This window comes from Actinophytocola sp. (assembly GCF_036002505.1).
Classification (GTDB): domain Bacteria; phylum Actinomycetota; class Actinomycetes; order Mycobacteriales; family Pseudonocardiaceae; genus DASYTH01.
The window spans coordinates 1-11,158 of sequence record NZ_DASYTH010000214.1; the positions used below are offsets into that span (position 1 = coordinate 1).

The 11,158-nt window shown below is 68.0% G+C and carries 10 protein-coding genes and 2 pseudogenes; 3 read left to right on the top strand and 9 right to left on the bottom strand.

Annotated features, from left to right (window positions below):
- Positions 1 to 115 precede the first annotated feature (115 nt).
- Positions 116 to 2,104, top strand: coding sequence for an FxSxx-COOH system tetratricopeptide repeat protein (gene fxsT, locus VGR06_RS18175; protein ID WP_327560276.1), 1,989 nt, complete (start codon positions 116 to 118; stop codon positions 2,102 to 2,104).
- Here fxsT and VGR06_RS18180 read toward each other — a convergent pair.
- From VGR06_RS18180 to VGR06_RS18200, 5 genes and pseudogenes are all read right to left on the bottom strand, one after another.
- Positions 2,101 to 3,063, bottom strand: a complete 963-nt coding sequence (locus tag VGR06_RS18180; RefSeq protein WP_327560277.1) for an SDR family NAD(P)-dependent oxidoreductase — start codon at positions 3,061 to 3,063, stop codon at positions 2,101 to 2,103. The two genes, fxsT and VGR06_RS18180, sit on opposite strands and share 4 nt — an antisense overlap.
- A gap of 64 nt (positions 3,064 to 3,127) precedes the next feature.
- On the bottom strand, positions 3,128 to 4,012 hold the full coding sequence (gene hpaD, locus VGR06_RS18185; RefSeq protein WP_327560278.1) for a 3,4-dihydroxyphenylacetate 2,3-dioxygenase: 885 nt from the start codon (positions 4,010 to 4,012) through the stop codon (positions 3,128 to 3,130).
- Positions 4,013 to 4,017: 5 nt separating this feature from the next.
- Positions 4,018 to 5,502: pseudogene (gene hpaE, locus VGR06_RS18190) on the bottom strand (5-carboxymethyl-2-hydroxymuconate semialdehyde dehydrogenase); the annotation flags it as partial.
- Complete coding sequence (gene dapA, locus VGR06_RS18195) at positions 5,499 to 6,431, bottom strand: 4-hydroxy-tetrahydrodipicolinate synthase (RefSeq protein ID WP_327560279.1); 933 nt, start codon at positions 6,429 to 6,431, stop codon at positions 5,499 to 5,501. The gene dapA and the pseudogene hpaE, both read right to left, overlap by 4 nt.
- Positions 6,428 to 7,801 carry a fumarylacetoacetate hydrolase family protein gene (locus VGR06_RS18200; protein WP_327560280.1) on the bottom strand — a complete coding sequence of 458 codons (1,374 nt, stop codon included), beginning with the start codon at positions 7,799 to 7,801 and terminating at the stop codon, positions 6,428 to 6,430. Before VGR06_RS18200 ends, dapA begins: the two co-directional genes overlap by 4 nt.
- A 72-nt stretch (positions 7,802 to 7,873) precedes the next feature.
- On the opposite strand from VGR06_RS18200, the gene VGR06_RS18205 reads away from it, so the two are divergent.
- Complete coding sequence (locus tag VGR06_RS18205; protein WP_327560281.1) at positions 7,874 to 8,530, top strand: GntR family transcriptional regulator; 657 nt, start codon at positions 7,874 to 7,876, stop codon at positions 8,528 to 8,530.
- Between the two features lie 172 nt (positions 8,531 to 8,702).
- Here VGR06_RS18205 and VGR06_RS18210 read toward each other — a convergent pair whose 3' ends face one another.
- Positions 8,703 to 9,044, bottom strand: a complete 342-nt coding sequence (locus VGR06_RS18210; RefSeq protein WP_327560282.1) for a hypothetical protein — start codon at positions 9,042 to 9,044, stop codon at positions 8,703 to 8,705.
- Positions 9,041 to 9,529, bottom strand: coding sequence for a hypothetical protein (locus VGR06_RS18215; protein ID WP_327560283.1), 489 nt, complete (start codon positions 9,527 to 9,529; stop codon positions 9,041 to 9,043). Before VGR06_RS18215 ends, VGR06_RS18210 begins: the two co-directional genes overlap by 4 nt.
- Positions 9,530 to 9,574: 45 nt before the next feature.
- Here VGR06_RS18215 and VGR06_RS18220 point away from each other — a divergent pair, with 45 nt between their 5' ends.
- The gene (locus tag VGR06_RS18220) at positions 9,575 to 9,790 is read left to right on the top strand and encodes a hypothetical protein (RefSeq protein WP_327560284.1); all 216 of its coding nucleotides are present in this window, start codon (positions 9,575 to 9,577) and stop codon (positions 9,788 to 9,790) included.
- A gap of 74 nt (positions 9,791 to 9,864) precedes the next feature.
- Here VGR06_RS18220 and VGR06_RS18225 read toward each other — a convergent pair whose 3' ends face one another.
- Together VGR06_RS18225 and VGR06_RS18230 are read right to left on the bottom strand one after the other, a co-directional pair.
- Positions 9,865 to 10,281, bottom strand: a complete 417-nt coding sequence (locus tag VGR06_RS18225; protein ID WP_327560285.1) for a hypothetical protein — start codon at positions 10,279 to 10,281, stop codon at positions 9,865 to 9,867.
- Positions 10,282 to 10,377: 96 nt separating this feature from the next.
- Positions 10,378 to 11,158 (bottom strand): annotated as a pseudogene (locus VGR06_RS18230) (hypothetical protein); the annotation flags it as partial.

Here is an 11,158-nt window from a genome sequence, read left to right on the forward strand (position 1 = left end):
GGCGGTCGCAGACGCGCTATCCGGCCGCGCCAAACCGGCAACGGCGCCGAGGTTCCCCGGCCGGGCTGTGCCTCGGCCCGCTAGGTTCCCGGGCGCGTTGCCCACAGTGTGGAAAGTGGCGGCACGGAATCCAAACTTTACGGGCCGCGACGCTGCTCTCGCCGCCCTTGCTCGGGATCTGTCCTCCAGGTCCACCGTGACGGTCCACTCGGTACACGGTTTGGGCGGAGTGGGCAAAACCCAGCTCGCGATCGAATTCGCCTACACCTACGCCTCGAACTACGACGTGGTGTGGTCAATCACCGCCGAAGACCCCACCACGATCCCCGACCAGTTCGCCGCCCTGGCGCGCAAGCTGGGTCTGTCTCCAGCCAACGATCCCGACGAGATGCGCGAGCAGGTCCACGACGCACTGCGCGCCGCCGCCGGTTGGCTACTGATCTTCGACAACGCCGACTCCGTGGCCGGAATCCGGCCGTGGCTGCCCAGCATTCCACTCCAAGCCGGCACGCCCGGACATGTCATCGTCACCACGCGCCGCGGCGGCTTCGGCAGCATCGGACACGTCCTGGACCTCGACGTGATCGACCTCCCGGCTGCTGTCCAGTTGCTCCGGTCCCGCGTCCCCGCGCTCGACGAGGACCTCGCCGAGCAGCTCGCTGACCAACTCGGGCGACTCCCGCTCGGCCTGGAACAAGCAGCCGCCTATCTCGACCGCACGCAAACCCCCGCCGCTGAATACCTGAACCTGCTGCGAACGTCCACACAGGTGATGCTCGCCGAAGGCGTCGTCCACGCCCACGGCCATTCTCTGTCCACGGTCTGGAACCTCAGCCTCGACCGAATCGCTCGCGAGGCTCCCGAAGCGATGGAGCTGCTCGGCATTTGCGCCTACCTTGCTCCCGAAGCCATCCCACTTGACCTGTTCACCGGCCACCCCGGCGAGATCCCAACTGCACTAGCCCAAGCAGTCGCAAGTGCCGTCGCGTTCAACAAGACAGTATCCACACTAGTCGACTATTCGCTGGCCAAACGCACCCCGGCCGGCCTCCAACTCCACCGGCTCGTCCAGGCTGCTGTCCGCCTGTGTCACCAAAACGCTGATCAACCACCACAGCCGACGTCCCTGCAGGTGGCGCTGCGCCTGCTACGCGTGGACGCGCCTACGAAGATCTTGCGCACGCCCGAGGCCTGGCCGCGGTGGGCCGTTTTACTCCCACATGTCCGGACCGCTGCGGATCATTTTGCGACCAACAGTTCGGTTGAGGGAGACAACGGCACAACTGCCAAGGCGGTGTCCTGGCTGCTGGACCGGACAGGTACATATCTCCAGGTCCACGCCCGCGGCCGTGAAGCCCTGCCTCTGTTTGAGCGCGCCCTAGCCATCGCCGAGCTCGCCTACGGGCCCGACCATCTCGAAGTGGCTGACCACTTGAACAGTCTCGGTGAGCTACTGCGCGACCTGGGTGACCCAGCCGGTGCACGTCCGTTGCATGAACATGCCTTGGCCATATGCGAGACCACCTACAGGCCCAATCACCCCGATGTCGCCGTCTCGCTGAACTACCTCGCTGTGAGTCTGTACGACCTGGGTGACCTAGGCGGTGCACGACCGTTGTTCGAGCGTGCCTTGGCCATTGACGAGGCCACTTACGGGCCCGACGACTCCCAGGTTGCCATCGACCTGATCAACCTTGCTGAGCTGCTGCGCGATCTGGGTGACCCAACCAGTGCACGGCCGTTGAATGAACGTGCCTTGGCCATCGACGAGGCTATCTACGGCCCTGATCACCCTGAGGTTGCCATCGACCTGAACAACCTCGCTTTGAACCTGTACGACCTGGGTGACCCAGCCGCTGCACGGCCGTTGATTGAACGTGCCTTGGCCATCCATGAGACCACCTACGGACCCAATCACCCTAATGTCGCGACCAACCTGCGCATCCTCGCCTCGATCCTGGCCGATTTAGGCGAATTGGCCGCTGCGCGACCATTGGCCAAGCGTGCCTTGGCCATCGACGGGGCCACCTACGGACCCAATCATCCCAACACACAGGCGAGTCAAAGGAGCGTAGACCAGCTGACCGGCAGCGGTGAGGGTTAGGCAAAGGCGTTGGTGCCGGTTAGTTCTGTAGAGAGGGCCCAGAGGCGGGCGGCCTGGTTTGGGTCTATGGCGTAGTCGCGAATGCCGACGCGGTTGTTGATGTCGGCGGGGACTGGGGCGGGTTCGGCGATGTCGCAGTCTTCCAGGTAGACGCCGCCCAGGCCGGCGAGTTGGGGGGAGGTGGCGGCCCAGACCTGGGTGGCGGCGCCTTGTTCGGGGGTTTTGAACCAGGTGGCGATGATGTTGCCGGACTCGTCGATCATGCCGAGGTCGAGTTTGTCCTGTTCGGTCATGTAGCGGCCGAGGTTGGTGAGGATGCCGCCGGGGTGCAACGAGAATGCACGGATGCCGCGCGAGCGGGCCAGGGTGTCGAGGTGGACGGCGAACAGGACGTTGGCTGTCTTGGACTGGCCGTAGGCCTGCCACTTGTCGTAGCCCTGCTCGAAGTGGATGTCGTCCCAGCGGATCGGGGAGAAGTAGTGCCCGCGGGAGGACACCGACACCACGCGGGCGCCCGGAACCAGGGCCGGCCAGAGGCGGTTGACCAGGGCGAAGTGTCCCAGGTGGTTGGTGGCGAACTGAGCCTCCCACCCAGGGCCGACCCGGGTTTCGGGGCAGGCCATGATGCCGGCGCTGTTGATCAACATGTCGATGCTGCGACCGGAGGCGAGGAAGCGGTCGGCGAAGACACGCACGCTGGAGAGGTCGGCCAGATCGAGTTCGTCGAGTTCGACGTCGCCCACGCCAGCGAGGGCCTCCGACGCGGTGGACACTCGGCGGGCAGGGACGACCACGTGGGCGCCGGCGCTGGTCAACGCCCGGGTGGTTTCGAGGCCGATGCCGGAGTAGCCGCCGGTGACGATGGCGAGTTTGCCGGTGAGGTCGATGCCGGCGAGGACCTCGGCCGCGGTGCTCGTTGCGCCGAAGCCGGAGCCGATCTTGTGTTGAGGTGTGGTCACACCTCGAACCTACGACCTGGAGTGGGCTCCAGGGCAAGTGCGACAAAGGCGTCCTTCGTCGCACTCAGCGTGACGAAGGACGCCTTTGTCGCACTCCCAACCCGTCCACTGTGAAGTCCACCACGACCTGGCCGGTGCCGGTGCTGGGGAAGTAGTCGCAGAGCTGCTCGCCCCGCCCAACGTACTCCGCGCCGCCGAGGACGCCGAAGAGCATGGCGGTGTCGGCCATGGCGCCTTCGCCGGAGCACTTGACGTTGTAGTCCGGGAGCATCTCGAGGAACTCGGCGATCCGGCCCTCCGTCCACATGCGCAGGACGACGTGGTCCATGTGGGCGTGGAAGTCGGAGCTGATCCGGTTCAAGTACTTGTCGGTCAGTGCGTTGGTGGGGAACGCGTGGGAGAGGGAGCCGCTGGCGAGGAAGCCGACGCGGCGGTCGCTGCGTTCGACGGCGCGGGCGATGGCGCTGCCCACAACCAGGTTCTCCGGGATGGTGGAGTACATGTTGCAGCCGATGGGGAGGACGCGGATCCGGGGTTCGGTGGCGTTCATCAGGTGCATCGGGACGAGGGTGCCGTATTCGAGGCCCAGGTCCTTGATGTCGTGGACGAGGGATTTCAGGCCGGCGGCGTGGATCTCTTCGCCGATCAGGGCGGCCAGCGAGTGGTCGCCGGGGTAGGAGTAGGGGAGGTCGCGGATGAAGTGCGGGAGTTCGTGTGAGGCGTAGGAGCCGGAGTGCTGGGACTTGGCGTTGACGTGGAAGCCGGAGGAGTTGAGCCAGTGGGTGTCGGCGATGATGAACGTGTCGACGCCGCGGGAGTGGGCGCGGCGGCCGAGTTCGCGGAGGGCGAGTTCGGCGGGGCGGCGGATGCCGTGGTGTGGACCGTCCTGAAGGGACAGCCAGATGGACGGCACGTGCGTGATTTTGGCGGCGAGCGCGAGCGAGCCCATCGCAACCTCCCGAATTTGGGGACGGGCAAGGGTTCGAGGGCGACGTGGATGATGCGCGACTCGCTGTAGAAGTCGACGCTGTGCCGGCCGCCCTCGGTGCCGAGGCCGCTGTCCTTGACCCCGCCGAACGGGGTGCGCAGGTCGCGGACGTTCTGCGAGTTGATCCACACCATGCCGGACTCGATCCGGTGGCCGAACCGGTGCGCGCGGCGGAGGTCGGAGGTCCAGACGTACGCGGCGAGGCCGTAGCGGGTTTCGTTGGCCAGGTCGAGCGCCTCGTCGTCGGTGTCGAACGGTGTCACGCACAGCACCGGGCCGAAGATCTCCTCCTGGAAGATCCGGTCGGTGCGCTTGACGTCGGCGAACACCGTGGCGGCCAGGTAGTTGCCACTGTCCAAACCGATCGGTCTGGTTCCGCCGGCGACCAGGCGCGCACCGCTTTCCTTGCCGGAAGCCACATAACCCAGTACGCGCGAGTAGTGCGATTGGTGGATCAACGCGCCTAGCTCGGTGGCCGGGTCGTCCGGCGGGCCGACCCGCACGTTGCGGGCACGCTCGGCCACCCGGGCGACCACCTCGTCGTAGACCGGGCGCTCCACCAGCAAACGGGAACCGGCGGTGCACCGCTCCCCGTTCAGGCTGAAGATCTGGAACACGGCCGCGTCGACGGCCGCGTCCAGGTCCGCGTCGGCGAACACGACGCACGGCGATTTTCCGCCCAGCTCCATGGAAAGCGCCTTCAAATTGTCGGCCGCGCTCCGAGCGATGATCTTCCCGGTGGCGGTCTCGCCGGTGAACGAGATCAGCGGCACGTCCGGGTGCGCCACCAGCGCCGCGCCGGCCACCTCGCCGATGCCGTGCACGATGTTGACCACACCCGCCGGCACGCCGGCCTCGTCCAGGATCTCCGGCAGCAGCGAGGCGGACAGCGGCGACCATTCCGCCGGCTTGAGCACCACCGTGCAGCCCGCGGCCAGCGCCGGCGCCAGCTTCCAGGTCTCCAGCATGAACGGTGTGTTCCACGGCGTGATCAGCCCGGCCACCCCGGCGGGTTTGCGCACCACGTAGTTGAGCTGCTCGTCACCCACCCGGAACGCGTCCTCGTGCAGCCCGACGATCAGGTCGGCGAAGAACCGGAAGTTCTCCGCCGCCCGGCGCGCTTGGCCGCGCGCCTGGGTGATCGGCAGCCCGGTGTCGAACGACTCCAGCTCGGCCAGCCGGGCGTCCCGCGCCTCGATCGCATCGGCGACCCGGACCAGGATCCGCGCCCGTTCCCGGTTGGCCAGCCCTGGCCACGGACCGTCCACAAAGGCCCGCCGGGCGGCCGCGACGGCCCGGTTCACCTCGACCGGCTGGCCGGCGGCACACCACCCGTACCGTTCGTTCGTGGCCGGCTCCAGCACCTCGAACCGCTCACCGCCGGCGCTTTCCGTTGCGGCACCGTCGATGTAGTGCCCGATCACGGCCGGGACACCGGCGGGCCGGCTCACCGGGCCACCGCCGGCAGCGGCACCAGGTCGCGGGCCTGCCCATACAGCGACCGGATCGTGGACTGCGCGGCCGCACCGGGTGTGACCAGCGGCGGGCGCACCGCGGCGCTCGGCAGCACCCCCAGCTCGGCCAGCAACCACTTGGCCGGCGCCGGGTTCGTCTCCACGAACAGCAGGTCCACCAACGGATGCAGCCGGTAGTGCAGGTCGATCGCCGCATCGTGCCGGCCGGAGGTGTAGTGCTCGAACATCTTCGCCACCGCGCCGGGCGCGAGGTTGGCCAGCGCGCTGATGAAACCGCTGCCGCCCAACGCGAGCAGCGGCAGGCAGAGCAGCTCGATGCCGGACCACATCAGGAAGTCCCGGCCGCAGCGGTGGTACACCCGGGAGAAGTGCTCGAAGTCCTTGGTGGTCTCCTTGATGCCGACGATGTTGTCGTGGTCGGATCGCAGCCGGTACACGGTCTCCGGGGCGATCTCCACGGACGTGCGGACCGGCACGTTGTACAACGCGATCGGCAGGTCCGGGAACTCCGCGGCGATCCGCGCGTACCACCGGTAGAGCCCCTCCTGCGTGGGCCGCGCGTAGTACGGCGTGACGATCAGCACGAGGTCCGCGCCCAACTCGGAAGCCGCGGCGGTCAGCTCGAGGGTCTCGTCGAGCTTGAGCGATCCGGTGCCGGGCAGGAACGGCACCCGGTCCGCCGTTTCCTCGGCCACCACCCGCATCGCGGCGATCCGTTCCGAAGTGGACAGTACGCCGGGCTCGCCGGTGGAGCCGCCGATCGACAGCCCGTGCGCGCCGTTTTCCAACTGCCAGCTGCAGAACGACCGCAACCCGGCCAGGTCAAGCTCCTCGGCGCCGGTGAACGGCGTGACCATCGCCGTGTAGGCGCCGCGCAACCGGGCCGGGTCCGAGCGGAACCTCATGGCGCCTCCCGCCGTGCCCAGGCTTCGTACTCGGCGCGCCGCCGGGCATCCATCGGGTACAGGCCGCGCAGCCCGTCGCCGGCGCGCACCCGTTCGAGGATGAACCGTTCCTCGTGCTCCTGTCGAGCCGCGTCCGCCGCGACTTCGTCGATCTGGCCGCGCGGGATGACGATCACTCCGTCCCGGTCGCCGACGAGCACGTCGCCGGGCTCCACCAGCGCGCCACCGCACGCGACCGGAAGATCCAGGTCCATCGGCACGTGCCGGCGCCCGAGCACGGCCAGGTGCGAGGCGCCGTAGTACGCCGGAATATCCAGCGCCGCAACGGCTTCGGTGTCGCGCAGCCCGCCGTCGGTGACGATGCCGGCCGCGCCGCGCTGGATCGCGGTGGCCACCAGGATGTCGCCGATCGTGCCGGCGCCGTGGTCCTCCCGGGCGTCGATCACCAGGACCTCGCCCGGCTGCAACGTGTCCACGGCGCGCTTCTGCGCGTTGTCCGCACCACCGAGCCGGGCGAACACGTCCTCGCGGAGCGGCAGGTAGCGCAGGGTCCGGGCGAAGCCGATCAGCTTCAGGTCCGGCCGGGTGGCGCGGAGACCCCCGACGGCGTGCCGGTCGATGCCGCGTTTCCGCAGTTGGCTGGACAGCGTCGCGGTGCCGACGCTGTCCAGTAGGTCCATAGTAGACGGTCCCAGCGGAGCGTTCCGCGGGGTGCCGGGCAGCGCGCCGTACGGGGCGAGCGGCTCACCCGCCTCGACGATCCGGTTACGCACCCGGCTCCCGGCGAGCTCCACCTCGACGACGTCACCCGGCTGCACCACGCCGGAGCCGGCCGGGGTACCGGTCAGGATGAGGTCACCGGGCTCCAGCGACATCGTGCGGCTGAGGTCGGCGATCAGCTGCGGGATCGGGAAGAGCATCTCGTCGCCGGTCGTGTCCTGCCGCAGCTCGCCGTTGACATACGTGCGCAGGACCAGCGAGCCGGGATCGCCGGTGATCAGCTCGCCGACCGGGGTGAAGCCGTCCTGCCCCTTGGAGCGCAGGTTCGACCCGCGGTCGACGTCCCGCAGGTCCAGCACGCCGGCGTCGTTCGCCGCGGCGTACCCGGCGACGTGGCGGAGCGCCGCGCCGGGCGTGACGTGCCGGGCCCGCTCGCCGATCACCACCGCGAGCTCGCCCTCGAAGATCATCTCCCGGCAGCCCTGGGGCCGGACCAGGTCCGCGCCGTCCCCGGACAGGCTGGACGGCGGCTTGAGGAAGTACGACGGCACCGCGGGCAGCCGTGCCCGCTCGGTGGCCCGGCTGCGGTAGTTGACGTGCACCGCGACGATCTTCGTCGGGCGCGGCCCCAGCGGGTGCCGGTCGCTCATGCGGACGATGTTATCTCAAATCATATACGATCTGAAGCCCTGTAACCGCTTTCAGCCGGGTACGATCTGTTCATGGCCGCCCCCGCACCGACATCCCTGGTCGAGTTGGCGTACAACACCATCCGGGAGCGCATCACCAGCGGCGTCTACGGCCCCGGCTACCGCCTCGTCCTCGACGAGCTGGCCCGGGAGATCGGCAGCAGCCCGGTCCCCGTCCGCGAAGCCATCCGCCGCCTGGAAGCCGAAGGCTACGTCGACTTCCAGCGCCACGTCGGCGCCCGCGTGGTCTCCTTCGACGAGCACGAGTTCGACGAGGCGGTCCAGGTCGTCGCCGTCCTCGAGGGCTACGCCACCGCCCTCGCCGCCCCGCACATGCGCCGCACCGACCTCGCCCGCGCCCGCAAGGTCAACGAGCGCATGCTGGCCGCCCTGTCCGACTTCGACCCCGTCCACTTCTCGGCGCTCAACCGCGAGTTCCACTTCGTCATCTACGACCGCTGCCCCAACGCCAACCTCCGGGCGCTCCTGGAGTCGCAGTGGTCCCGCCTCGACACCATCCGCCGCTCGGTCTTCGCCTTCGTCCCCGGCCGCGCCCGCACCTCGGTCTCCGAACACACCGAGATCCTCGACCTCATCCAGTCCGACGCCCCCGCCGACCTCATCGAACAACTGGCCCGCACCCACAAGCTCCACACCGCCGAAGCCCTGGGCCACCGCTCCCACAAGTAACCCGCATGTTGGCCCCTCACGTCGCCATGTTGGCCCCTCACGTCGGTATGTTTGCCGCTGGCGCTGACGTGTTGGCTTCTCGCGCTATACGGACATCGTGACGTGCCAACACATCGACGCCAGGCGCCAACACGGCGACGCCACGGGCCAACACACCGATCTCGTCGTGCCGCTAGGACTGACGATCTTGCTCAGCGACCTCTCGAGCCAGGTCGGCTAGTTCCCGGAGGATTTTGAGGGCACCACCGCGCTCGGGGTCGTCAGGGGAAAACCGCTTCTCGGCGTCCGGTATGAGCTTGTCGCGAAGAAGCCGTAGGATCAGCCGCCGCGCAGGCGGTGTGAAGTCTCCATCCAGATCGATGATCATGATGTGTTCATCGATCACTTCTCTGATCCAGGCCGCTGCTTTATCGTCCTCGACGTTGTTGACCAAGAACTCGGCAGCCCAATAAAAGTTCCAGGATGAAGCGGCCCAATGGCGGTCTTTCGATACGAAAATGTCGCCGGCCATCATTCGCCTACCAGGAAGACTCTTGGTTCGAGAGGCTCAATGAACTCCTTGATCCTTGTGATCTGTTCGGCGGTGAACTTTGAGACGTCCACTGGGACGAAGTCGGCCTTCCTAAGATGATCGAGGATGCGGTTCTGGAACGTGGGCCATTGGCGGTCGAGGTATCTGCTGTCAAAGTTGCCGACCGCGTCGTAGGTCTTGCCGTCGGAGCCGATCCAGTCTGGGCCGGCGTCGCGTTGAGGTGATCTGGTGAGATGGACGCCACGTTCGTTCTCGATTCGCACTCCGGTGTCTGCTTCAGCCTGCCGGAACTGTTGACTTGCCGGATCGTAGCCGAGTTCTTGGTAGTGCTCGGGGGTGGTGGTGTTGGTGCGGCCGGCGAGGTTGCCGGATTGGGTGGTGATGTCGGCGTCGGTGGTGACCTGGGGGTCGGTGGGGTTGAGGTTGGGGCTGGGGGTGGTGTCGATGGCGACGGCCTGCCCCTGCACGAACTTTTCCGCAACGACGGCGATCCGTTCGTGCCCTGGCGGTCGATGCTCGCGCTGTGGCACGCCGGGCTGGACGGCGAGTCATGGCGGGCGATGCTCTCGGTCCTCGATTACTACGACGGCGGGTTGTTCTTGAACGAGGGATACGCGGTTGCCGGATCCGACGCCCGTCGTCACGCCAAACTCGCCGGTGACGAGCATGCCGAGCGGGTCGTCCGCTTCGGCGAAGTCCTGGTCGACGGAGACCTCAACCCAATCTGAGAGGTGTCTGGTCGGACACGATCGAACCCTGGCTCGCCCTTGCGCTGTCGAACCGCGAGCCCGGCGGGATCAAGTCACTGGTGATGACCGACGTCACCGGTACCGACCGCGAGGAGATCGACTCGGCGCTGGATAAGCTGGAGATGCTGCTCAAGGTGCGTGCGCACTCGACCAACGTCCCGCAGGCCGATGATTTCGTACGGTTCATCCTGGAGAATCGCGAGGACGTCCCGCCGGACCCGTACGCACTTGCCGCCGTGGTGCTCGCTCACCCCTCCCTTCTGGAGCGCATTCCCGAGTTGAAGGACCCTCGTCTCTTCGACGCGCCGGGCGTGCCTCTCATGTTGAGCGCCGGTACCGGTGCTGGGTCGGGCGTTTCCGGCTTTGATGATTTGGTCGACCTCTGGCAGGCGATCGAACAGCATCAACCCAGCGCCGACGGCCTCAGCCCCGAACTCCGCGCCGCTGTACGAGAACTGATCATCGCCCACAGGTGGCGGTTGCCCGAGACGGTGGACGCTCCCGATGCACAGGGCTTCCACTACCGCTCCGGCAGTTTCCTGCGAAAGGGACGCTGGGGGCCTCGATCAGGAGCCGGGGTCGTAACGGGAGCCGCCGTACCAGCCGAGGGCCGCGCCCAGCTCGCGGGCCTCGCGGGTGCGGGCGCGGCGGGGGCGTTCGTGTCCGACGGGGAACACCCGGAACCCGCCGTGGTGCTCCGCGCCGATGTCCGAGATGTCCGCCTCGTGCGGCCAGATCACCAGCCACGGCCGGTGCTTCTCGGCCACCACGCGCACCCGTGCGATCTGCGGCCAGCCCAGCTCCCGCTGCCGCGCACCGCGGCCGATGACCAGGCCGGTGTTGGAAACCTCCACGAAGGACCGCGGTCGGGTGAGCGTCCACAGCAGACGAATGGCCGCGATGCCCAGTACCACGAAGGCGATGAAGAACAGCAACTGCGCGCCGCCGTCGCCGGCCTTGGACGCGCCGCCGGACAGGGCCGCGCACACCAGGGCGCCGAGCGCGGTCAGGGATCCCCACATCAGAGCCGAGAACCGCGAGGTGCGGAACACGGCGCTACTGGTGTTCCCGGATGCCACCGTGTACGCCAGCGTCGGCGGGCGGTGCGCCGCGACCACGGTGCGCAGCGAGTCGGGCAGCCAGTCGGTGGTCTCCGGGGTGCCGACCTCGGCGAGCAGCGTGGCTGGCGTGGGCCGCAGCTCCGGGCGCGGGTCGAGGCAGCGTGCGGCGATCGCTCGTATCCCGTCCGGGACGCCGTCGAGGTTCGGTTGTGCGTGCACTGCCCGGTACAGCAGCGTTGCCGCGTCGCCGTCGCCGAACGGGCCGGCCCCGGTGGCGGCGAACACC

Coding starts and splice junctions, on each gene's coding strand:
- VGR06_RS18205 (WP_327560281.1), top strand. CDS start 7,874: ATGGCCGCCCCCGCACCGACATCCCTGGTCGAGTTGGCGTACAACACC.
- VGR06_RS18220 (WP_327560284.1), top strand. CDS start 9,575: ATGCTCGCGCTGTGGCACGCCGGGCTGGACGGCGAGTCATGGCGGGCG.
- dapA (WP_327560279.1), bottom strand. CDS start 6,431: ATGAGGTTCCGCTCGGACCCGGCCCGGTTGCGCGGCGCCTACACGGCG.
- hpaD (WP_327560278.1), bottom strand. CDS start 4,012: ATGGGCTCGCTCGCGCTCGCCGCCAAAATCACGCACGTGCCGTCCATC.
- VGR06_RS18200 (WP_327560280.1), bottom strand. CDS start 7,801: ATGAGCGACCGGCACCCGCTGGGGCCGCGCCCGACGAAGATCGTCGCG.
- VGR06_RS18210 (WP_327560282.1), bottom strand. CDS start 9,044: ATGATGGCCGGCGACATTTTCGTATCGAAAGACCGCCATTGGGCCGCT.